17 protein-coding genes are annotated in these 23,376 nt (G+C 71.4%); 12 read left to right on the forward strand and 5 right to left on the reverse strand.

The genetic code is table 11. The features are described from left to right. Positions 1-41: 41 nt before the first annotated feature. The 4 genes from J7F03_RS12450 to J7F03_RS12465 are packed head-to-tail and all read left to right on the forward strand — an operon-like array spanning position 42 to position 6,118. Positions 42-563 (forward strand): cobalamin B12-binding domain-containing protein, encoded by a 522-nt coding sequence (locus J7F03_RS12450; protein ID WP_214948850.1) that lies wholly within the window; start codon positions 42-44, stop codon positions 561-563. After that, positions 560-3,874 carry an FAD/NAD(P)-binding protein gene (locus tag J7F03_RS12455; RefSeq protein ID WP_214948852.1) on the forward strand — a complete coding sequence of 1,105 codons (3,315 nt, stop codon included), beginning with the start codon at positions 560-562 and terminating at the stop codon, positions 3,872-3,874. The genes J7F03_RS12450 and J7F03_RS12455 overlap by 4 nt, the downstream gene beginning before the upstream one ends. Beyond that, a complete protein-coding gene (locus J7F03_RS12460; RefSeq protein ID WP_214948855.1) occupies positions 3,871-5,706 on the forward strand; it encodes an AMP-binding protein in 1,836 nt (611 codons plus the stop codon). The genes J7F03_RS12455 and J7F03_RS12460 overlap by 4 nt, the downstream gene beginning before the upstream one ends. 4 nt (positions 5,707-5,710) lie before the next feature. Continuing rightward, a complete protein-coding gene (locus tag J7F03_RS12465; RefSeq protein WP_214948857.1) occupies positions 5,711-6,118 on the forward strand; it encodes a cupin domain-containing protein in 408 nt (135 codons plus the stop codon). Positions 6,119-6,186: 68 nt separating this feature from the next. Here J7F03_RS12465 and J7F03_RS12470 read toward each other — a convergent pair whose 3' ends face one another. Beyond that, positions 6,187-6,513 carry an antibiotic biosynthesis monooxygenase gene (locus J7F03_RS12470; protein WP_214948859.1) on the reverse strand — a complete coding sequence of 109 codons (327 nt, stop codon included), beginning with the start codon at positions 6,511-6,513 and terminating at the stop codon, positions 6,187-6,189. 13 nt (positions 6,514-6,526) lie between these two features. Then, positions 6,527-7,222, reverse strand: coding sequence for an N-acyl homoserine lactonase family protein (locus J7F03_RS12475; protein ID WP_214948861.1), 696 nt, complete (start codon positions 7,220-7,222; stop codon positions 6,527-6,529). A 195-nt stretch (positions 7,223-7,417) separates the two neighbouring features. On the opposite strand from J7F03_RS12475, the gene J7F03_RS12480 reads away from it, so the two are divergent. The 8 genes from J7F03_RS12480 (at position 7,418) to asnB (ending at position 21,040) form a co-directional block, all read left to right on the forward strand. Then, positions 7,418-9,193, forward strand: a complete 1,776-nt coding sequence (locus tag J7F03_RS12480) for an MFS transporter (RefSeq protein ID WP_214948862.1) — start codon at positions 7,418-7,420, stop codon at positions 9,191-9,193. Between the two features lie 169 nt (positions 9,194-9,362). Continuing rightward, positions 9,363-10,571, forward strand: a complete 1,209-nt coding sequence (gene metK, locus J7F03_RS12485) for a methionine adenosyltransferase (protein WP_214948864.1) — start codon at positions 9,363-9,365, stop codon at positions 10,569-10,571. Between the two features lie 57 nt (positions 10,572-10,628). Beyond that, positions 10,629-11,609: a carbohydrate kinase family protein gene (locus J7F03_RS12490; RefSeq protein WP_214948867.1), complete on the forward strand. Its 981-nt coding sequence runs from the start codon at positions 10,629-10,631 to the stop codon at positions 11,607-11,609. Further along, positions 11,609-15,106: a methionine synthase gene (metH, locus tag J7F03_RS12495; protein ID WP_214948868.1), complete on the forward strand. Its 3,498-nt coding sequence runs from the start codon at positions 11,609-11,611 to the stop codon at positions 15,104-15,106. The genes J7F03_RS12490 and metH overlap by 1 nt, the downstream gene beginning before the upstream one ends. Further along, positions 15,103-15,993, forward strand: coding sequence for a methylenetetrahydrofolate reductase [NAD(P)H] (gene metF, locus J7F03_RS12500; RefSeq protein ID WP_214948869.1), 891 nt, complete (start codon positions 15,103-15,105; stop codon positions 15,991-15,993). The genes metH and metF overlap by 4 nt, the downstream gene beginning before the upstream one ends. Continuing rightward, the gene (gene ahcY, locus J7F03_RS12505; protein WP_214948870.1) at positions 15,983-17,392 is read left to right on the forward strand and encodes an adenosylhomocysteinase; all 1,410 of its coding nucleotides are present in this window, start codon (positions 15,983-15,985) and stop codon (positions 17,390-17,392) included. Before metF ends, ahcY begins: the two co-directional genes overlap by 11 nt. A gap of 111 nt (positions 17,393-17,503) precedes the next feature. After that, on the forward strand, positions 17,504-19,132 hold the full coding sequence (locus J7F03_RS12510; RefSeq protein ID WP_214948871.1) for an FAD-dependent monooxygenase: 1,629 nt from the start codon (positions 17,504-17,506) through the stop codon (positions 19,130-19,132). Between the two features lie 54 nt (positions 19,133-19,186). Continuing rightward, positions 19,187-21,040 carry an asparagine synthase (glutamine-hydrolyzing) gene (asnB, locus tag J7F03_RS12515; protein ID WP_214948872.1) on the forward strand — a complete coding sequence of 618 codons (1,854 nt, stop codon included), beginning with the start codon at positions 19,187-19,189 and terminating at the stop codon, positions 21,038-21,040. Between the two features lie 61 nt (positions 21,041-21,101). Here the strand turns inward: asnB and J7F03_RS12520 are convergent, their stop codons facing one another. The 3 genes from J7F03_RS12520 to J7F03_RS12530 form a co-directional block, all read right to left on the reverse strand. Continuing rightward, positions 21,102-21,353 carry a type II toxin-antitoxin system RelE/ParE family toxin gene (locus tag J7F03_RS12520; protein ID WP_214948873.1) on the reverse strand — a complete coding sequence of 84 codons (252 nt, stop codon included), beginning with the start codon at positions 21,351-21,353 and terminating at the stop codon, positions 21,102-21,104. Further along, a complete protein-coding gene (locus J7F03_RS12525; RefSeq protein ID WP_214948874.1) occupies positions 21,350-21,607 on the reverse strand; it encodes a type II toxin-antitoxin system Phd/YefM family antitoxin in 258 nt (85 codons plus the stop codon). The genes J7F03_RS12520 and J7F03_RS12525 overlap by 4 nt, the downstream gene beginning before the upstream one ends. A 126-nt stretch (positions 21,608-21,733) precedes the next feature. After that, positions 21,734-23,290 (reverse strand): multicopper oxidase family protein, encoded by a 1,557-nt coding sequence (locus tag J7F03_RS12530; protein ID WP_214948876.1) that lies wholly within the window; start codon positions 23,288-23,290, stop codon positions 21,734-21,736. Between the last annotated feature and the right edge of the window lie 86 nt (positions 23,291-23,376).

The following is a 23,376-nucleotide window of genomic DNA, read 5'->3' on the forward strand; positions in this document are numbered from 1 at the left end:
GGCTGTCCGTCACCAGTCCACGAGAGAGAGATGAGCACAATATGAGGACGGTGGTCCCACGAGACGGACGGCGGCGCATCCTGCTGTCGACGGTCTCCTCGGATTCCCATACCTGGAATCTCGTCTTCCTGCAGCTTCTGCTCGAGGAAATGGGCAATGAGGTCGTCAATCTCGGACCGTGCGTCCCCGACCAGCTGCTGATCGACTCGGTCCGCAGGATCCGCCCCGACGCCCTGGTCATCAGCACCGTCAACGGCCACGGCCAGCTCGACGGCGCCCGCATGATCCGCAAACTCCGCGCGGACCCCGTCGCCGGGCAGACCCCGGCGATCATCGGCGGCAAGCTGGGGATCACCGGGGACACCGGCGACCGTCCCGCCCAGGAACTCGTCGAGGCCGGATTCGACGCGGTGTTCACCGACACCGCGGACCCCTCTCTGGTCAGCCGACTGCTCGCTTCGCTGCCCGGCGGGACCCCGGAGGCGGCCCTGTCCCTGCCGGCCGAGCGCAGCGCCGACGGCAGGTCCGAGCCGCATCCCGCGACCGAAGGAAGAGCGGTATGACGCAGACGCTTCCGCACGGCGGCAACCGCCCCGCGGACCTGGGCGAATTCGTCCGGCAGGCGGCGGCCGCCGGCCGGCTGGTGGTCCAGCCGAGGATGGGCATGGCGGACGCCGACACCATGGCGGCCGGCTTGCGGGCCGTGCGCTCGCTGCCCTTCCCCACGGTCGGGACGATCACACTCGACGCCTACACGCGCGTCGGCGAACACGACCACGCGCGGGCGGCGCTCGCCGCGGGCGAGGGGCTCAACGGCTTCCCCATCGTGGTCCACGGACCGCGGACCACCATCAGGGTGGCCGCCGAGGGCGCGGGCCGGCCGGTCCAGGTCCGGCACGGCTCGGCCACCCCCCGGGCGATCTTCAAGACGATGGTCGAGGCCGGGCTGTCCGCGAGCGAGGGCGGCCCGGTCTCGTACTGCCTGCCCTACGGACGGACCCCGCTCGCCACCTCGGTCGCCAACTGGCGTGAGGCCACAGCGGAGTTCGCCGAGCTCAGCCGCTCCCACGGCCTGCGCGCCCACCTGGAGACCTTCGGCGGCTGCCTGATGGGACAGCTGTGCCCGCCCTCGCTCCTCGTCGCGATGAGCCTGCTGGAAGCCCTCTTCTTCGCCCAGCAGGGGGTGTCGAGCGTCTCGCTGAGCTACGCCCAGCAGACCGACGTGCGCCAGGACGTCGAGGCGCTCACCGCGCTGCGCGTGCTGGCCGACGAGTGGCTGCCCGGGGGCGTCGACCGGCACATCGTCCTCTACACGTACATGGGCGTCTTCCCCGGCACCCAGCAGGGCGCCCAGCTGCTGATGGACCGCAGCGCCGAACTCGCCGTACGCGGCGGCGCCCAGCGGATGATCGTCAAGACACCGGTGGAGGCCGTCCGGCTGCCCACCGTCGAGGAGAACCTGGCCTCGCTGCGCTCCGCTTCGGCCCTCTCCTCCCGCGCCCGGACCGAGAGCCAGATCCCCTGGGGCCACGAGGTCGATCCGGGCGAGGTGCTGGCCGAGGCCCGCGCCATGATCGAGGCGACCCTCTCGCTGAACGACGACGTCGGCGAGGCGCTCGTACGGGCCTTCGCCGCCGGGATCCTCGACGTGCCGTTCTGCCTGCACGAGGACAATCAGGGCCTGACGCAGGCGGCCATCGACGGAGAGGGCCGCCTGTACTGGACCCGGGCCGGCCGGCTGCCGCTGCCCGGGCCCCGCCGCACGGCGCCGCGGGGCGCGGTCACCGCCGGCCGGCTCCTCCAGATGCTCCGCTACACCGCGGACCGCCACGACCTGCTGGGTCTGGACGCCGCCGCGGAGGCCGACTGGACCGACGCCCCGCTCGAACTGCCCGACGACCGGGACTCCGAGCCGTACCGCATCGCCGTCGTGGGGACGGGGCCGCGGGGGCTGTCCGTGCTGGAGCGGCTCGCCGCCCGGCTCGGGGAGCAGCCGCCGCGGCGCCCGGTCGAGGTCTACGCCGTGGACACCCATGAGGTGGGCACCGGGCGGATCTGGCGGACCGACCAGCCCGACTGGTCCCTGATGAACACGGTGTCCGGCGAGGTCACCATCTTCTCGGGCCGGCCCGACGAGGGCCCGCACCGGGCGGGCGCGGGACCCTCGCTGTACGAGTGGTGGCGCACCGTCGACCCGGAGGCGGCCGACGCGAACGTCTGCGCCACGCGCGCCGTCTACGGCCGCTACCTCTCCTTCGCCCTCGACCGCATCGAGGAGGGGCTCCCGGCGGGCGTCCTGCGGCTGCACCGCATGCCGGGGCAGTCCGTGGAGGCGCTGGAGAAGGAGCCCGACGGCGGTTACCTGCTGTCGCTGGGCGACGGCCGCCACCTGCGGGCCGACCGCGTGGTGCTGACGACCGGTCATCCGCTGCCCGCCCTGCGCTCCGACCAGCGGGAGCTGGCCGCCTTCGCCGAGAAGCGGCCGCACCTGCGGTACGTGCGCGGCGACTCCGCGATCGACATGCCGCTGGACGGCATCGAGCCGGGGGCGTCCGTGGGCATCCTCGGCCTCGGGCTGTCCTTCTACGACGTGGTGTCCGCGCTCACCACCGGCCGCGGCGGCCGGTTCGTCCCGGCCGGGGGCGAGGAGCTGCGCTACCTGCCCGGCGGCCGGGAGCCGCGGCTGATCGCGGGATCGCGCAGCGGTGTGCCGCTGCTGGCCCGCGGCCGCAACCAGAAGGGCCCGCAGCACAGCTACCGTCCGCGGCTGTTCACCCACGAGCGGATGCGCGCCCTGCGCGACCGCGGGCGCCTCGACTTCCGCCGCGACGTGCTGCCCTGGCTGCTGACCGAGGTGGGACTGGTCTACTACTCCACCTACCTCAAGAGCCTCTACGGCCCCGACATCGCCGAGAAGTTCGCGGGCGAGGTGCAGGACGTCGTCCAGCGCGACCCCGGCGACCCGGGAGCCGTACTGGCCCGGGTGGCCGCTCACCGGGGCATGGCGGACCTGCCCCCGGTGGACATCGAGCGCTGGGCGCGGCCGTTCCGCGACCGCCGTTTCACCGGAACCGACGCCTTCCAGCAGGAGCTGGCCGCGTTCTTGCGCAAGGACCTGGAGCTGGCGCGGGAGGGCAACTGCGACGGCCCGGTCAAGGCCTGCCTGGACGCCGTCCGCGACGTCCGCGGGGTGATCCGCACCGCCGTGGACTTCTCCGGGCTCACTCCCGACTCCCACAGCCGGGACTTCCTCCAGGAGTTCGTCCCGCTCGTCTCGCAGCTGACGACGGGTCCGCCGATGGTCCGGCTCCACCAGGTGCTCGCGCTGATGGAGTCGGGTGTGCTGCGGATCGCCGGACCGGGCGTACGGTTCGGGGCCGACCCGCTGGCCGGCTCCGGGGCCGGGCGGTTCTTCGTCGAGTCCCCGCAGGTCGCGGGCAGCCGCACCCTGCTGGACGCGGTGATCGACGCCCGGATACCCGAGCCCGATCTGCGCCGCCGGCCGGGCGGTCTGAGCTCCCGGCTCTACGAGTCCGGGCTGCTGAGCACCTACGTCAACAGGGACCACGACGGCAAGGAGTTCGCCACCGGCGGCGTACACGTCACCGGCTCCCCCTTCCACCCGGTGCGGGCCGACGGAAAGCCCGAGAAGGGCGTCTACGTGCTGGGCATCCCGGCCGAGTTCACGCGCTGGTTCACCCAGGTGGGCAGCGCGCGGCCCGGGGTGTGGGGCGAGTTCACGGCGGACGCCGACGCGATCGCCGAGGACGCGCTGGCCGGGGCCCGGCCGCCGGGCAGCGGGTACAGCGGCCTGGTGGTCGGCAAGCGCTGGCGGGGCATCCTCGCCGCCGAGGACGAGGGAGGCCTGCGGTGACCGCGCCGGCCCTCGCCCGGGCGGCGCACCGCGACCAGGACACCGCAGCCGTCGCCGACCCGTACTGGGCGGCGCGGCGCACCGAGGCCTCCGACGGCTTCCGGGCCGCCAGGGACCTGCTGCTGCGCCACCGCACCGACCTCGACACCGCGGCCGAGCTCTTCCGCTGGCCGCGCCCCACCCATTTCAACTGGGCGCTGGAGTGGTTCGACGTGGTCGCGGCGGGCAATCCGGCGCCCGCGCTGGAGCTGCTCGACTCCGGCGGCGGCGCCGAGAGCGTCTCGTACGAGGAGCTGTCCCGGCGCTCCGACGCGGTCGCGGTGTGGCTGAACGGGCTCGGGGTGCGCCGGGGCGAGCGCCTGATGGTGGTCCTCGGCACCCAGCGGGAGCTGTGGGAGGTGCTGCTCGCCGCGCTGAAGATCGGCGCGGTGCTGGTGCCGAGCCATCCCGGACTGACCGCCGCCGAGGCCGCCGACCGGGTCGGGCGGGGCCGCATCGACCACGTGGTGTGCCGGGCCTCCGCCGCGGGCGTCTTCGCCGGCGTGCCCGTGCCGGGGGTACGGATCTGTGTGTCCGGGACCCTCGCGGGGTGGACGGACTACCGCGCCTCGGACGGGGAGTCGGGCCGCTTCCTGCCCGAGGGGCCGACCCCGTCGGACGACGTGGCCTTCTGCTACTTCACCTCGGGGACGACCTCGGCGCCCAAGCTGGTGGCGCACACGCACCTCAGCTACCCGGCGGGGCACCTCTCCAGCCTGTACTGGAACGGGCTGCTGCCGGGCGACCGGCACATCAACGTCTCCTCGCCCGGCTGGGCCAAGCACTCCTGGAGCAGCTTCTTCGTTCCCTGGAACGCCGAGGCCACCATCGTGGCGCTGCCCGAGGGACTCCCGGATCCGGCCCTGCTCCCGGCGCTCCTGCGCGACCGGGCGGCGGACAGCTTCTGTGCGCCGCCGAGCCTGTGGCAGGCGCTGCGGCCGTACCTGGGCACGGCCGTGCCCCGGCTGCGCGAGGCCACGAGCGCGGGCGAGCCGCTGCCCGCCGGGCTCGCGGAGGAGATCCTCGCCGAATGGGGGGTCCCGGTGCGCGACGGCTACGGGCAGACGGAGACCACCGCCCTGATCGGCACCACGCCGGGCACCGCGCCCCGGGCCGGGCTGCTGGGCAGGCCGCTGCCCGGCTACCGGATCGTGCTGTGCGATCCGGACGGCGGGGAGCCGGCGGAGGCCGGCGAGATCTGCGTCGAGCTCGACGGCGAGCGGCCCGTCGGGGTGATGGCCGGCTACCTGGAGGATCCGGAGCGCACCGAACGCGTCCTCGGGCGGGGCCGGTACGCGACCGGCGATCTCGGGGAGCGCACGCCGGACGGGTGGATCCGGGTGCTGGGGCGGCGCGACGACGTGTTCAAGTCGTACGGCCACCGGGTCTCCCCGTACGAGGCGGAGGCGGCGCTCGGCAGCCATCCGGCGGTCGCCGAGGTGGCCGTGGTGCCGGTGGCCCATCCCGAGGGCGGCCTGGTCCCGCTGGCCGTGGTGGTCCCCGCCCCCGGGCACGAGCCGGACGGGGCACTGGCCGCGGAGATCCTGGCGCACGCGGCCCTGGCCCTGTCCTCGGTGGCGCGGCCGGAGCGGCTGCGGTTCGCCGGGAGCCTGCCGCGTACGACCTCGTCCAAGATCCGCCGCCGGGCGGTACGGGAGCTGTTCGCCGCGCCCGGGGACGCCTCGGCCGCCGGGACCGCCGAAGCCGCCGAAGCCGCCGAAGCCGCCGAAGCCGGCAACAACACCACCGGTACCGCCGATGCGGGCCGCATCCGTGACGACACGAGGAACTGACGCCATGACGGTGACGCAGAACGACCCGGCCTCGGCCGCTCCGCTGCTGATCGAGGGCCTGGACCGGCCCGGCGAGTTGGAGCGGAAGCTGAAGTTCACGCCGACGACCGCCGACGGCAGGGTCGGTGTGGAGGTGTTCCCGCTCTACACGACCGCGCAGACCGGGCCGGGCGGCTCCGCCGCCTCCCTGGTCCGCTACCACCCCGGTGCCAGCGCGGCCCCGCACCGGCACACCAGTTACGAGATCATCATGGTGCTGGAGGGGGAGCTGATCACCGAGGACGGCCGCCACCCGGCACATTCGATGCTCGTCATGCCGCCGGGCAGCGTGCACGCGCCGCGCACCGAGCAGGGCGCGCTCATGCTGGTCGTGTGGGAGGCGCCCGTGGAGCCGGCGGAACCCGTCAGCTGACGCCGCCTGACGCGAAGGCCGCCCGGGGAGGTCCTCGGGCGGCCTTCGCTCGTACGCGGGGTCGGTCGTCAGTCCTCGGACGTGATGCCGTACACGGCGTAGTGCCGTCCGCGGGAGCGGTCCTGGTAGGGCCGCAGCACGGAGGGGTTGTCCTTGTGGTCGGGCCCGAACTGCCAGGTGCGGTAGTGCTCGAGGGTCTCCCACTCGCTGTGCAGCAGGTACTCCCCGGGCCGGTCGACGTCCCGCAGCAGCTCGCTGCGGATCAGGCCCTCGATCCGGGTGCCCGCGCCCTCGCCGCGCACCCAGCTGATCTCGCGGTACGTCTTCTCCAGCAGGTGCGCCTCGCCCTCGGGCGCGCGGAGGTAGATGACCACGCGAATGCGTTCGCCGCTCATGTCCACTCTCCTCCTACGCGTAGTACTCGGGGGCGACGCGCAGCGACTCCCACTGCTTGGCGTCGTGGCCGTGCACGATCAGGGCGTTCTCCTCGCGGGCGATCGCGACGAGCTTGCGCGTGCTCTCCCGGACCGACTTCTCGTCCTGGTCGAACGGGAAGACCGGCCGGTTGTCGGGGTCCATGGCGATGGCCATGGGGATCGCGTCGACGGCCAGCAGCACCGGGCCCGTCTCGGGCAGGCGCACGAGCACCGACTGGTGGCCGGGGACGTGGCCGCCGGATTCCAGCAGCTCGATGCCGGGCAGGAGCTCGGTGTCGCCCTCGACGGTCCGGTAGTTCAGGCCCGGGAGGTCCCACAGGCCGCTGGAGGCCGTGAGGCGGGGGTCGGTTCCGGACCGGGCCAGCTCGTAGTGCTCGCGCTGGATGACGAACTCGGCGCCGGGGAAGGACGCGTGGAAGCCCGCGTGGTCGGGGTCCAGGTGCGAGCAGACCACGTACGAGATGTCGTCGGAGCCCAGCCCGAGGGCCGCGAGCGTGGTCACCACGTCCTGGCCGGCGGCCACCTTGATGCGGGCGTCGGGCGACGGGTCGACGGGGGCGCCCGTGTCGACCAGGACGTTCACACCGTCGTCGGTACGGATCAGGTAGCCGGGCACCGGCGCCTCCAGTCCGGCGATGACGCCCAGCCTCAGCAGGTACAGCCTCATGTCCGCGCAACCCCTTCCGGAGCGGCCCGCGCCGCTGCCCCGGGCATGGTCCGCAGAGCTCCTCGACTCCCGATGGAGCCGGACGCCGCGGGGTGCGCGAGTACGGCTGGAACAGGGCGGTTCCCGCTCTCTAGCGGGCCTCGAGCAGACCTCGCCACAATGCTCGCGGCCACCCGTCTATCAAGGAGAGCCACCGTGACCGACGCGGACAACAAGCCGTACCCAGAAGGGGTGAAGGAGCCCGATCCGCAACGGTGGCGTGCTGCCACCGTGATTCTCGTGGCCATCGCCCTCGACCTGATCGACACGACGATCGTCAATGTGGCACTCCCCGTGCTCCAGACGGACCTGGGAGCGGGCAAGGCGGCGCTGCAGTGGGTGGCCGCCGCCTACACCCTCACCTTCGCCCTCAGCCTGATCACCGTCGGCCGCATCGGCGACATGCTCGGGCGCAAACGGCTGCTCACCGCGGGCATCATCTCGTTCGTGCTGGCCTCACTGCTGTGCGGCATCGCGCAGAGCACCGAGATGCTGATCGCGGCCCGTGTGCTCCAGGGCTTCGGCGGCGCCATGGTGATGACGCAGGGCCTGTCCATCTTCCAGGTGGCGTTCCCGCCGAAGGAGCGGGCTGCCGTCTTCGGCCTGTTCGGCGCGCTGTCCGGCATCGCCGCGATGATCGGCCCGCTGCTCGGTGGCGTACTGGTCAACGCGGACCTGTTCGGCTGGACCTGGCGCCCGATCTTCCTGGTCAACGTGCCGATCGGCATCGCCGCTCTGATCGGTGTCGCGATGTACGTGCGCGAGTCCCGCTCCGAGCACATCAAGCGGCTCGACCTGGTCGGCGTCGCGCTGATCACGACCGCCCTGCTGGCGCTGCTGTTCCCGCTGATCCAGGGCGCCGAATCCGGCTGGCCCGCCTGGACCTTCATCGCGATGGCCTGCTCCGTCCCGCTCTTCGTCGTCTTCGGCGTGTACGAGGTCCGCAAGTCGGCCCGGGACGGCTCGGCGCTCGTGGAGCCCAGCCTCTTCAAGGAGCGGTCCTTCGTGGCCGGCCTCGTGGTGATGCTGAGCTTCTTCGCGATCATCGCCGGTCTGTTCTTCCCCTTCACCCTGTACCTCCAGGTCGGCCTCGGCTTCTCGCCGCTGGCCTCCGGTCTGGCCACCATCCCGTTCTCCTTCGGCGCGATGATCACCGCTTCCTTCTCCGCGGTGCTCGCGCTCAAGATGGGCCGGAAGGTGCTCAGCATCGGCATGGTGATCATGGGTGTCGGCATGGTCGCCCTGATCTGGACCATCAACCACTACGGCGCCGACGTGGGCGGCTGGGACCTGGCCCCCTCGCTCGCGGTGCTCGGCCTCGGCCTCGGCTTCGTCATCTCCCCGGTCGTGGACATCGTCCTCGGCGGGGTGCCGGTGGAGCACGCGGGCTCCGGCTCGGGCGTCCTCAGCACCGCCGACCAGCTGGGCGCGGCGGCCGGTGTCGCCGTGATCGGCGTGCTCTTCTTCAACCTGCTCACCTCGCAGGCGGTGCCGGGCGCGGACGCCGCGCTGCCACAGCTGCGCAAGGAGCTCGCCGCCGTCGGGGTGGCGGCACCCGCGCAGGAACAGATCGCGGTCAACTTCCGTGCCTGTGCGAAGGCGAGCGCCGAGGAGGGCGATACGGGCAACGTGCCCGAGGCCTGCAAGCAGATCGTCCCCGAGAGCGCTGTACCCGCCGGCGCGGCGGAGCAGGTCGGCAAGGTGCTGGCCCAGGCGTCCGAGAAGGCGCGCGAGGAGGGCTACGCCAAGGCCACCGGCAAGGTGCTCTGGTACGAAGTGGGCATCATCGTCCTGGGCTTCCTGCTGACGTTCCTGCTGCCGCAGCGGCCCCGGGAGCCCGAGTGGGCCGACGACGAGGACGCCGGCCTGCCCGCCCAGGCCGACGGAGCCGTGGACGGGGCGCCGCAGGCGGTCCGTACCGCCGAGAGCTGACCCACCGGGCGCTGCCCTTCGGCCGCGGACCCCGGATCCGAGCGCACCGCGCTCGGATCCGGGGTCTCGTGCGTGGTGCGGGCTTCAGCAGCCTTCGAGTCACTTTGAAGAGCGGGCCTCCACCCTGGCCCGACCGACAAAGCCCGTTGGCTTCCCTTTTGGAGGGTCCGTGTCCCTGCGCCTGTTCACCTCGGAGTCCGTGACCGAAGGCCACCCCGACAAGATCGCCGACAGGATCAGCGACACCATCCTCGACGCGATCCTGCGGGACGACGCCACGGCCCGTGTCGCCGTGGAAACCCTGATCACCACCGGCCAGGTGCACGTGGCCGGCGAGGTCACCACCAGCGCCTACGCCGATATCCCCGCCCTCGTCCGCGAGGCGATCCTGGACATCGGCTACGACTCCTCCGCCAAGGGCTTCGACGGCGCCTCCTGCGGCGTGTCGGTGTCCATCGGCGCGCAGTCCCCGGACATCGCGCAGGGCGTCGACACCGCTTACGAGCAGCGCGTCGAGGGCGATGAGGACGAGCTCGACAAGCAGGGCGCCGGCGACCAGGGCCTCATGTTCGGCTACGCCACCGACGAGACCCCCGAGCTGATGCCGCTGCCCATCCACATCGCGCACCGGCTCTCGCGCCGGCTGGCCGAGGTCCGCAAGGACGGGACCGTCCCCTACCTGCGTCCCGACGGCAAGACCCAGGTCACCATCGAGTACGACGGCGACAAGGCCGTCCGCCTCGACACCGTCGTCATCTCCTCGCAGCACTCGTCCGACATCGACCTCGAGGCCCTCCTCATCCCGGACATCCGCGAGTTCGTCGTCGAGCACGTCCTCGCCCAGCTGGCGAAGGACGGCATCAAGCTGGAGACCGAGGGCTACCGGCTGCTGGTCAACCCGACCGGGCGTTTCGAGATCGGCGGCCCGATGGGCGACGCCGGTCTGACCGGCCGCAAGATCATCATCGACACCTACGGCGGCATGGCCCGCCACGGCGGCGGCGCCTTCTCCGGCAAGGACCCGTCCAAGGTCGACCGTTCCGCCGCCTACGCCATGCGCTGGGTCGCCAAGAACGTCGTCGCCGCGGGCCTGGCCTCGCGCTGCGAGGTCCAGGTCGCCTACGCCATCGGCAAGGCCGAGCCCGTCGGCCTCTTCGTCGAGACCTTCGGCACCCACAAGGTGGACGTGCAGAAGATCGAGGACGCCATCGGCCAGGTCTTCGACCTGCGTCCCGCCGCGATCATCCGCGACCTCGACCTGCTCCGCCCGATCTACGCCCAAACCGCCGCCTACGGCCACTTCGGCCGCGAACTGCCGGACTTCACCTGGGAACGCACCGACCGCGCGGAGCAGCTGCGCAAGGTCGCCGGACTCTGAAGCCGCCCCGACGAGCGACACGCGGCCGCCACCCCGTGCCGGCAGAGGAGAGCAGAGATGCGTATCGCAGTGACAGGTTCGATCGCCACAGATCATCTGATGGCCTTTCCCCGGAAATTCTCCGATCAGCTCATCCCTGAGCAGCTGGACAAGATCTCGCTCTCGCTGCTGACGGACGAACTCGAGATCCGCCACGGCGGCGTCGCCGCCAACATCGCCTTCGGGCTCGGCTCGCTCGGCCTGTCGCCGCTGCTGGCCGGTGCCGCCGGGGTGGACTTCTCCGACCACCAGCTCTGGCTCAAGGCGCACGGTGTCGACACCGACGGCGTGCGCATCAGCGAGACCCTGCACACCGCCCGCTTCGTGTGCGCCTCCGACACCGAGCAGAACCAGATCGGCTTCTTCTACGCCGGTGCGATGGCCGAGGCGCACGAGATCGACCTGGGCGAACTCGTCCGGCGCACCGGTGCCGTCGACCTCGTCGTCGTCTCCCCCAACGACCCGGCGGCCATGCTGCGCCACACCAGGGACTGCGTCGAACTGGGCATCCCGTTCGTCGCCGACCCCTCGCAGCAGCTGGCCCGGCTGGAGCGGGACGAGGTCCGGGCGCTGCTCGACGGCCCGCTCTACCTGTTCACCAACGCGTACGAGTCCGTGCTCATCCAGGAGCGCTCCGGCTGGACCGAGCGGCAGATCCTGGACCGCGTCGGAACCTGGGTCACCACGCACGGCTCCAAGGGCGCGCTCGTCACGGGCGCCGACGCGGCGCCGCTGAGCATTCCCCCGCTGCCCTCCGTGGAGACGGTGGACCCGACCGGTGCGGGCGACGCCTTCCGTTCGGGATTCCTGGCCGCGCTGGCCTGGGGTCTCGGCCACGAGGACGCGGCCCGGCTGGGCAGCGGGGTGGCGGCGCTGGCCCTGGAGTCCCGCGGCACCCAGGAGTACGAGCTCGATGCCGGGGCGCTCCTGGACCGGCTCTCCGCCGGCTACGGCGCCGACGCGGTCGAGCGCCTCGTCCCCCACCTGCGGGCGCTGTGATGGCGCGGGACCAGCAGTCCCGGGTCGCGGCCCTGCGCGAGGCGCTCGCCTCGCGTGTGGTGGTGGCCGACGGGGCGATGGGGACGATGCTGCAGGCGCAGGACCCGAGCATGGAGGACTTCGAGCAGCTGGAGGGCTGTAACGAGGTCTTGAACGTGACGCGTCCGGACATCGTGGCGAACGTGCACCGGGAGTACTTCGCGGCGGGCGTGGACTGTGTGGAGACCAACACGTTCGGCACGAACTACGCGGCGCTGGCCGAGTACGACATCGCGGAGCGCAACCACGAGCTGTCGGTGGCGGGTGCCCGGATCGCCCGCGAGGTCGCGGACGAGTTCACCGTCTCGACGGGGCAGCAGCGGTGGGTCCTGGGGTCCATGGGCCCCGGCACCAAGCTCCCCACCCTCGGCCACATCGATTACGCGACGATCCGCGACGCGTACCAGACCAGCGCCGAAGGCCTGATCGCCGGCGGCGCGGACGCGCTGCTGGTGGAGACGACCCAGGACCTGCTGCAGACGAAGTCCTCCATCGTGGGTGCCCGCCGCGCCATGGAGGCGCTGGGTGTCTCCGTTCCGCTGATCTGCTCCGTGACGGTCGAGACGACCGGCACGATGCTCCTCGGCTCGGAGATCGGCGCCGCGCTGACGGCGCTGGAGCCGCTGGGCATCGACATGATCGGCCTGAACTGCGCGACCGGCCCCGCGGAGATGAGCGAGCACCTGCGCTACCTCGCACGGAACTCCCGCATCCCGATCTCCTGCATGCCCAACGCCGGCCTGCCGGTCCTGGGCAAGAACGGCGCGCACTACCCGCTCTCCGCGAGCGAGCTCGCGGACGCGCAGGACGGCTTCGTACGGGACTACGGGCTCTCCCTGGTCGGCGGCTGCTGCGGCACCACTCCCGAGCACATGAAGGCCGTGGTGGAACGGGTACGGGGCCTCGCCCCCGGGGCCCGCGATCCGCGGCCGGAACCGGGCGCGTCCTCGCTCTACTCCACGGTCCCGTTCCGGCAGGACGCCTCGTACCTGGCGATCGGTGAGCGGACGAACGCCAACGGGTCGAAGAAGTTCCGCGACGCCATGCTGGAGGCCCGCTGGGACGACTGCGTGGAGATGGCCCGCGACCAGATCCGCGAGGGCGCGCACCTGCTGGACCTGTGCGTGGACTACGTGGGCCGCAACGGCGTCGCCGACATGGAAGAACTGGCCGGCCGCTTCGCCACCGCCTCCACCCTGCCGATCGTTCTGGACTCCACGGAGGTTCCGGTCCTGCGGGCCGGTCTGGAGAAGCTGGGCGGCCGCGCCGTCATCAACTCCGTCAACTTCGAGGACGGCGACGGCCCGGAGTCCCGGTTCGCCCAGGTCGCGAAGCTGGCCGTCGAGCACGGCGCCGCGCTCATCGCGCTGACCATCGACGAGGAGGGTCAGGCTCGCACGGTCGAGGCCAAGGTCGCCATCGCCGAGCGGCTCATCGACAACCTGACGGCGAACTGGGGGGTGCACGAGTCGGACATCCTCATCGACACCCTCACCTTCACGATCTGCACGGGTCAGGAGGAGTCCCGCAAGGACGGCATCGCGACGATCGAGTCGATCCGCGAGCTCAAGCGCCGCCACCCGGACGTCCAGACGACCCTGGGCCTGTCGAACATCTCCTTCGGCCTCAACCCTGCCGCCCGCATCGTCTTGAACTCGGTCTTCCTCGACGAATGCGTCAAGGCCGGCCTCGACTCGGCGATCGTCCACGCGAGCAAGATCCTGCCGATCGCCCGCCTGGAGGAGGAGCAGGTCAAGGTCGCCCTCGACCTGGTCTACGACCGGCGCGCCGAGGGTTACGACCCGCTGCAGAAGCTCATGGAGCTGTTCGACGGCGTCAACACGAAGTCGATGAAGGACGGCCGTGCCGAGGAGCTCCTCGCGTTGCCGTTGGACGAGCGTTTGCAGCGTCGGATCATCGACGGTGAGAAGAACGGTCTGGAGGCCGACCTCGACGAGGCCCTGCAGACCCGGCCCGCGCTGGAGATCGTCAACGACACCCTGCTTGAGGGTATGAAGGTCGTCGGTGAGCTGTTCGGGTCCGGGCAGATGCAGTTGCCGTTCGTGCTGCAGTCCGCCGAGGTGATGAAGACGGCGGTCGCCCATCTGGAACCGCACATGGAGAAGACCGACGACGACGGCAAGGGCACCATCGTCCTGGCGACCGTCCGCGGTGATGTCCACGACATCGGCAAGAACCTCGTCGACATCATCTTGACCAACAACGGCTACAACGTGGTCAACATCGGCATCAAGCAGCCGGTCTCCGCGATCCTCGAAGCCGCGCAGGAGCACAAGGCCGACGTCATCGGCATGTCGGGCCTCCTCGTGAAATCGACGGTGATCATGAAGGAGAACCTGGAGGAGCTCAACCAGCGCAAGCTGGCGGCCGACTACCCGGTCATCCTCGGCGGCGCCGCCCTGACCCGCGCCTACGTCGAACAGGACCTCCACGAGATCTACGAGGGCGAGGTCCGCTACGCCCGCGACGCCTTCGAAGGCCTGCGCCTCATGGACGCCCTCATGGGAGTCAAACGCGGAGTCCCCGGAGTGAGCCTGCCCCCGCTCAAGCAGCGCCGGGTGAAGTCCGCGGCCACCACCGCGGTCCTGGCGCCCGAGCCCGAGGCCCCCTCCCGCTCCGACGTGGCCACCGACAACGCCGTCCCCGCTCCCCCGTTCTGGGGCAGCCGGGTGGTCAAGGGCATCGCGCTCAAGGAGTACGCGTCCTGGCTGGACGAGGACGCCCTGTTCAAGGGCCAGTGGGGGCTGAAGCAGGCCCGCGGCGGACCCTCGTACGAGGAGCTGGTGGAGAGCGAGGGCCGCCCGCGCCTGCGCGGGCTGCTCGACCGCCTCCAGACGGAGAACCTGCTGGAAGCCGCCGTGGTCCACGGCTACTACCCGTGCGTCTCCAAAGGCGACGACCTGATCATCCTCGACGACGTGGGCGCGGAACTGACCCGCTTCTCCTTTCCCCGGCAGCCGCGCGGAAGGTTCCTGTGCCTCTCGGACTTCTTCAAGCCCGAGGAGTCCGGCGAGGCCGACGTGATCGGCCTCCAGATCGTCACCGTCGGATCGAGGATCGGCGAGGCCACGGCCAAGCTGTTCGAGTCCGACTCCTACCGCGACTACCTCGAACTGCACGGCCTGTCCGTGCAGCTGGCGGAGGCCCTCGCCGAGTACTGGCACGCGCGGGTACGCGCCGAGCTGGGCATCTCGGGACAGGACCCGCGCTCGCTCGACGGGATGCTGCGCACCGAGTACCAGGGCTGCCGCTACTCCTTCGGCTATCCGGCCTGTCCCGATCTGGAGGACCGCGCGAAGATCGCCGAGCTCCTGAAGCCCGAGCGGATCGGGGTCCACCTCTCCGAGGAGTTCCAGCTCCACCCGGAGCAGTCCACCGACGCCATCGTCGTCCACCACCCAGAAGCCAGCTACTTCAATGCCGGAGGCCGACGATGAGCGTGCTGCGCGACACCCTCCTGCGGGGCGACCGGTCGTTCTCCTTCGAGTTCTTCCCGCCCAAGACGGCCGCGGGGGAACGCACCCTGTGGAACGCCCTGCGCCGGGTGGAGTCCCTCAACCCGACCTTCGTCTCCGTCACGTACGGCGCCGGCGGGTCCTCGCGCGACCGTACGGTCGAGATCACCAAGCGGATCGCCGCCGAGACCACGCTGCGCCCGGTCGCCCACCTGACCGCCGTCGGCCACTCCGTCGGCGAACTGCGCCGGATCATCGGCCAGTACGCCGACGCGGGAGTCCGCGACGTCCTCGCCCTGCGCGGGGACCCGCCGGGCGATCCGCGGGGTCCGTGGGAGCCGCACCCGCAGGGGCTGCGGTACGCCCACGAGCTGGTCTCCCTCATCCGGGAGCTGGGTGACTTCAGCGTGGGCGTGGCGGCCTTCCCCGAACTCCACCCCCGGTCCTCGGGCTGGGACGAGGAGGTCCGCCACTTCGTCGAGAAGTGCCGGGCGGGCGCCGACTACGCGGTCACCCAGATGTTCTTCGACGTCGAGGACTACCTGAGGTTCCGGGACCGGGTCGCGGCCGCCGGCTGCGACACCCCGATCATCCCGGAGATCATGCCCGCCACCGACGTCCGCCAGATCCGCCGCTTCGCGGAGCTGAGCAACGCGGCCTTCCCGGAGGAGCTCGCGCACCGGCTGGAGGCCGCCCGCGAGGACCCGGCCGAAGCACACCGCGTCGGGGTCGAGTACGCCACGGCCATGGCCGACCGGCTGCTCGCCGAAGGCGCTCCGGGCCTGCACTACATCACGCTCAACCGCTCCACGGCGAGCCTTGACATCCACCGTCAGACACAGAGCAACAGGGGTTTGCATGTCCGCTGAGCCGTTCTCCGACTTCAAGGTCGCCGACCTTTCCCTCGCCGCCTTCGGGCGCAAGGAGATCACCCTCGCCGAGCACGAGATGCCCGGCCTGATGTCCATCCGCCGCGAGTACGCGGCCGCGCAGCCGCTGGCCGGGGCCCGGATCACCGGCTCCCTGCACATGACCGTGCAGACGGCCGTCCTGATCGAGACGCTCGTCGCCCTGGGCGCGGACGTGCGCTGGGTCTCGTGCAACATCTTCTCCACCCAGGACCACGCGGCGGCCGCCGTCGCCGCCGCCGGCATCCCGGTCTTCGCCTGGAAGGGCGAGACGCTGGAGGAGTACTGGTGGTGCACCGAGCAGGCGCTGACCTGGCCGGACGCCACCGGTCCCAACATGATCCTGGACGACGGCGGCGACGCCACCCTCCTGGTCCACAAGGGCGTCGAGTACGAGAAGGCCGGAAGCATCCCCGACCCCTCGACCGCCGAGAACGACGAGATGCGCGTGGTCCTGGAACTGCTGCACGGCACGTCCCTGAAGTGGACCGAGCTGGCGTCCGAGATCCGCGGCGTCACCGAGGAGACCACGACGGGCGTCCACCGCCTGTACGAGATGCAGCAGGCCGGCGCGCTGCTGTTCCCGGCGATCAACGTGAACGACGCCGTGACGAAGTCGAAGTTCGACAACAAGTACGGCTGCCGCCACTCCCTGATCGACGGCATCAACCGCGCCACCGACGTCCTGATCGGCGGCAAGGTCGCCGTCGTCTGCGGCTACGGCGACGTCGGCAAGGGCTCCGCGGAGTCCCTGCGCGGCCAGGGCGCCCGCGTCATCGTCACCGAGATCGACCCGATCTGCGCCCTGCAGGCCGCGATGGACGGCTACCAGGTCGCCACCCTCGACGACGTCGTCGAGACGGCCGACATCTTCATCACCACGACCGGCAACAAGGACATCATCATGGCCTCGGACATGGCCAAGATGAAGCACCAGGCCATCGTCGGCAACATCGGCCACTTCGACAACGAGATCGACATGGCCGGCCTCGCGGCCGTCGAGGGCATCGTCAAGGACGAGGTCAAGCCCCAGGTCCACACCTGGAAGTTCCCCGACGGCAAGGTCCTCATCGTCCTCTCCGAGGGCCGCCTGCTGAACCTCGGCAACGCCACCGGTCACCCGTCCTTCGTCATGTCGAACTCCTTCGCGGACCAGACCCTGGCCCAGATCGAGCTCTTCACCAAGCCGGCCGAGTACCCCACCGACGTCTACGTGCTCCCCAAGCACCTCGACGAGAAGGTCGCCCGCCTGCACCTCGACGCCCTCGGGGTGAAGCTGACGACCCTGCGCCCCGAGCAGGCCGCGTACATCGGCGTGGACCCGGCGGGCCCGTACAAGCCGGACCACTACCGCTACTGACGCACCCTTCGACGCACCTTCCAGCCTCCCTCGATCGGGCTTCGACCTGCCGCCCGCACCCTGACCGCATGGTCCGAATCGTCCGCGAGTCCGTGCAGAGGGAGGTTTGGTGTGTCCGGTAAGCAACAGCACACGCCCGTACTGGTGGTAGGTGCCGGACTGGCCGGACTGTCCACCGCCCTGTTCCTGGCCTGGCACGAGGTGCCCTGCCTCGTGGTGGAACGCCACCGGGGCATGTCCCCGCACCCGCGCGCCCGGGGGATCAACCCCCGGGCCATGGAGCTGATGCGGTCGGTCGGCATCGAGGACCGGGTCCGCGCCACCGAGTCGGCGCGCGCCCTGGCCGGCAACAGCGGGGTGTACGCCGCGCAGTCGCTCGCCGGACACCAGCTCGGCGCGCTCCACGAGCAGTACTTCATGGACGTCAGGACCGACCTGAGCCGGCTGACGCCGACCGGCTGGTGCCTGTGCCACCAGGACGAGTTCGAGCCGGTGATCCGCGAGCGCGCCGAGGAGCTCGGCTCGCGCTTCCGCTACGGCACCGAGCTGGTCTCCTTCCGCCACGAGGACGGCGAGCACGGCATCACCGCCGAGCTGCGCGACCGGGATACCGGCGAGACCAGCATCGTCACCGCCGACTACCTGGTCGCGGCCGACGGTCCGGCCAGTCCGGTCCGCGCGCAGCTGGGCATCGGCGTGGAGGGGCCCGGCACGACCGGGCACTTCCTCAACATCCACTTCGAGGCCGACCTCGCCGAACAGCTCGGCGAGCGCCGGTTCATCATGTGCTACACCTTCAACGACGCCGTCCGGGGTGCGCTGATGCCCCTGGACAACGCCCGGCGCTGGCTGCTCCACGTGACCTTCGACCCGGCGGCCGAGGCCCCGGAGACCTTCACCGAGGAGCGCTGCCGGGAACTGGTGCGGGCCGCCGCCGGTGTGCCCGACCTGGACGTCAAGGTGGTCGGTGCCATGCCGTGGGAGGCCGCGGGCCGCTGGGCCGAATCGTTCGGCTCCGGCCGGGTGTTCGTCGTCGGCGACGCGGCCCACGTCATGCCGCCCAGCGGGGCCTTCGGCTCCAACACGGGTGTGCAGGACGCGCACAACCTGGCGTGGAAGCTGGCCGCGGTCCTCTCCGGCCAGGCCGGACCGGGCCTGCTGGACAGCTACGACGCCGAGCGCCGCCCGGTCGGCGCGGCCACCGTGGAACAGGCCGTGCTGCGCTCCCAGGACCGGCCGAGGCTCGCCGACAAGGAGCCCGCGCCGAGCAACCCGGCGATCCACGCCGACACCGAGATCTGGTTCGGCGGCCGGTACCGTTCCGCCGCCGTGGTCGCGTCGGACGGGGACGGCGGCCCGGAGGGGGTGTGGAACCCCCACCCGGACGGGCGGCCCGGCACGCGCGCCCCGCACGTCGTCCTGGAGCAGGGCGGACGTCCCGTCTCGGCCATCGACCTGTTCACCAAGGACCTCGTGCTGGTCGCGGGCACCGGTGCTCAGGCGTGGGCGGAGGCCGGCCGGGAGGCGGCCCGTCAGCTGGGCGTCACCCTCGACGTGCGCAGGTTCGGCGAGGACGGCCTGGCCGACCCGGGCGAGTCCTGGAACACCGCCTACGGGGTCGGCCGGGAGGGCGCCGTCCTGGTGCGCCCCGACGGAGTGGTGGCCTGGCGCTCGCCGGGTCCGCACGCCGGAGCGGCCGCGGTGCTGGCCGGCGTACTGGCCCGGGTGCTCGCCCGCTAGGCGCCCGCCGGGCCCTGTCGGACTCAACAGCCTGACCGAAGCGATGGAGTGATCATGTCTGGAATTACCGGCTGGGTGGACTTCGCCCGGGATCTCACCCGGGAGCGCAGCACCATCCTGGCCATGACCTCGACGATGGCTCTGCGCGGGCCGGACGGCGAGGGCGTCTGGGTGGGGCCGCGGGCCGCCCTCGGGCACCGCCGCCTCGCGGTCTTCGACCTCGACGGCGGGCGGCAGCCGGTCGCCCTGGAGCACGACGGCAGGACGATCGCGGTGGCCGCCCACAGCGGCTCGATCCTCAACCACGAGGAGCTGCGCGCGGAACTCTCCTCGCGCGGGCACCGCTTCCGTGCGGGCGGCGACACCGAGACCCTGCTGCACGCCTTCCTGGAGTGGGGTCCGGCGGCCGCGGAGCACTTGGAGGGCACTTTCGCGGGCGTGGTGTGGGACGCCAGGTCCGAGCAACTCTTCCTGGTCCGCGACCGTCTGGGGGTCGAGCCGCTCTTCTACTACCCGACCCCCACGGGCATCGTGTTCGGCTCCGAGGCGAAGGCGATCCTCGCCCACCCGCTGGTGCAGCCGGAGGTCGACGCGGAGGGCCTGCGGGAGATCTTCACGTACTCGGGCACCCCGCACGTCGCCCCGTTCCGCGGCATGCACCGGCTGCGGGCCGGCCACCACCTGGTGGTCCGGGCCGGGGGCATCACGAAGACCCAGTGGTGGGAGATCGAGGCGGCGGAGCACACCGACAACCTCGACACCACGGTCGACACCATCCGCGGGCTCCTCGAGGAGAGCATCACCCGCAACCTGCGCACCGAGGCACCGGTCGGCTCCCTGCTCTCGGGCGGCCTGGACTCCAGCGGGGTCGTCGGGCTCGCCGACGCCGAGCTGCGCAAGTCCGGCAAGCGCATCCGTACCTTCACCGTGGACTTCGCGCAGCACGCGCAGAACTTCCAGGCGACCGACACCCGCCAGTCGCCCGACGCCCCGTACGCGGCGGACGTGGTGCGCCACCTCGGCACGGACCACACCGACGTGGTGCTGGACCCCGCGGAGCTGAGCGACGCGGTGGCGCGCTGGTCGGTGCTGCGGGCCAAGGACTACCCGACCCCGCTCGGCGACATGAACACCTCGCTGTACCTGCTGGCTCAGGCGGTGGCGCAGCGCGAGACGAAGGTGGTCCTGACGGGCGAGGCCGCCGACTCCCTCTTCCACGGGGTCGCCTGGAACCGCGATCCGGTCGAGAGCACGATGGACACCTTCCCCTGGGTCGCCCGCGGAGTCGTCCGCGACGACGCCGCCGGCCTGGGCTGCGGACTCTTCGGGGACTCGCTGCTCAAGGAGCTGGCGCCGCTGGAGTACGCGGCACAGCGCTACCGGGAGTCCGTCTCCGAGGCCCCGCACCTGCCGGGGATGTCGGACCACGAGAAGCACATGCGCGAGCTGTGCTGGGTGCACCTGACCAACTTCATGGAGAACCAGAACGGCCACACCGAGCGGCTGTTCAAGGCCGTGGGCCTCGAGGTGCGGATGCCGTACTGCGACCACCGGCTGGTGCAGTACGCGTACAACCTGCCCTGGGAGATGCAGAACTTCGACGGCCGCGAGAAGAGCCTGCTGCGGGCCGCCGTGCGGCACGTCCTGCCGCAGAGCGTCATCGACCGGCGCAAGACGCCGTACCCGGTGACCCTGGATCCGGGCTACGAGAAGGCGCTGCGCACGGAGATGCGCGAGCTGCTCGCCGACACCGACGCCCCGGTGCAGCCGCTGCTCGACCGGGCCGCGGTACAGGCCACCCTGGACGACCCGGACGGGCTGAGCCGCTGGGCCAAGCGCGCCAACGTCGAGCTGCCCATCCAGCTGAACACCTGGCTGCGCCGGTACGGCATCCGGCTGGTGCTCTGACCCGGGGAACGCGGGAAGGGCCGGACCCGCCGGGTCCGGCCCTTCCGTTTCGCGCGAACCGTCAGCCGAGGCGGCCGACGTGGATCACCACGATGGTGACGGTGGTTTCGGTGATCTCGTACATGACGCGGTAGCGCCCGACGTACATCCGGCGCAGGTCGGCAGAGCGGTACTCGGCGCTACCTTCGGGCCGGGGCTGTTCAGCGAGCAGGTCGACGGCGTCCATCAGCTGCCGCAACCCGTCCGGGTCGTCCTTGAGGAACCGTGAGGCCGCGTCGATCGCGACCTCGTCCCAAACGATCGCGTAGGTCAACCGCGCTCCAGCCCGAGCCGGGCACGTACCTCGTCATGCGGGACGGGCGCCGTGGCGGTTCCGGATCTCTGGCGCTCGCGGTAAAGCGCCAGGGCCAGGGCGTCCTCCAGGTCGGCGAGCTCCTGCGGGTTGATGAGCACGGCCGCCGGCTGCCCGTGGTCGGTGATGGTGATGCGTTCGCGGGCATGGGACGCCCGGCGCACCAGCGACCCGAACCGGGCGCGGGCTTCAGTGATCGGCAGAGTGTCACTCATGTACAGAACTGTACACTTAATCGGAGATGGAGCAACCTCAGGAGTGCCCGTGCGGCGACCAACGACGATGGCGGCCGTTCCCGGGAGGGGGCGGCCGCCATCGGTGTGACGGTGGGGGCGGAGCCGTCAGTGGTTGGCGTGGTCCACGGGGACCGTGCGGGGCGCGCTGTTCTCCGTGCCGGGCTCCACGACGGTGAACTGGCCCATCATTCCCTGGTCCTCGTGGAACAGCACGTGGCAGTGGTACATGTACGGCTTCTTCGGATCGGTGAGGGTGTCGAAGCGGACGGCGAGGCGGATCTTGCCGAACTCCGGCAGGTAGACGGTGTCCTTGGGGCCCTGGACGTAGGCGGGGGGCTCGTGGCCGTTCACGTCGATGACGTTGAAGGTCGCGCCGTGCAGGTGGAAGGCGTGGATCCAGGTGTCGCCGCGGTCGATCTCCCAGATCTCGGTGGCGCCCGCCGGCACGACCTCGTCCACGCGGCTCATGTCCATGGTCTTGCCGTTGATCTGGAAGCCGACGAAATCGAACTTCCTGACCTTCGCGCCGTCGGGCACCGCGATGGGCTCCGGGGCGCCGTCCACACGGGTGGGCAGCTCCGGGGAGCCGGCGAGCGTCGGCGCGGCCCGCAGTTCGAGGAGGTCGAAGGTGTCGTCGCTGCCCATGAAGCGGTCGGTGGGGAAGCCGAAGTCCAGCTCGGGCGGGAAGCTGCGCAGCACCGCCTTCTCGCCGGGCTTGAAGGCCACGACGATCTCGGCCCGCTCACCGGGGCCCAGGCGCAGCCGGGTCATGGCCTGGGGTCGCTTGAGCAGCCCGTTGTCGACGGCGACCAGGTGGAAGCTGCGGTCGTCGGGGAAGCCGATCCGGTAGACGCGGGCGTTGGAGCCGTTGAGCAGCCTGAAGCGCACCCGGCCGGTGGTGACGGCGAAGTGCGGGTTGTAGGTGCCGTTGACGAGGATGGTGTCGCCGAGCACGCCGATGTTGTCGACGCCGGCGATCGTGGACTGCAGGTGGGTCTCGGTGAAGTCGAGGGATCCGTCGTCGTGGAAGTTCTTGTCCTGGATCACCACGGGTATGTCGTCGACGCCGTACGTGGAGGGCAGTCCCGCCCGGTCCGACGCGTCGTCGTCGAGGATCATCATCCCGGCCACGCCCCGGTACACGTGGCTGCCCGTGGAGCCGTGCGGGTGCGGGTGGTACCAGAGGGTCGATGCGGGCTGGTGCACGGTCCACTCGGGGCGCCAGGTCCCGCCGGCGGGGATCATCTGGTGCGGCCCGCCGTCCATCGAGGCGGGCAGGTGCATGCCGTGCCAGTGCAGGGTGGTCGCCTCGGGCAGCCCGTTGCGCACGTCCATCGCCATGAGGTCGCCGCGGCGGGCCCGCAGGGTGGGGGCGAGGTAGGTGCCGTTCGCGCCCCACGTGGCGGTCTTCTTGCCGGGGAGCAGCTCGGTGCTGCCGGGGGCGAGGTCGAGCCGGTAGGTGCGGCGGCCGCCGACGGGCTCGGGGTGGAGCAGCTCGGGGATCCGCAGCGGGTTCGCGAAGTCGAGGTCTCCGACGTTGCTGCGCCGGTGGTCCTGGTAGACCCACAGGAAGTTGCCGCCGTAGCCGGCCCCCGCGACCAGGGCCGCGCCTCCCAGGGTGAGGAAGAGCCGGCGGCGGACGGGTCGATGGGAAGGCTTCATGGTGCATCCTCGCAAGTTGCCACTCGGTCTTCCCATGGTTCCGCCCCGCCCCTCGGGTGCGGCTCGCGAGCCACTGGAGCGGGGCG

The organism is Streptomyces sp. ISL-43 (assembly GCF_018614195.1).
Lineage (GTDB): Bacteria > Actinomycetota > Actinomycetes > Streptomycetales > Streptomycetaceae > Streptomyces.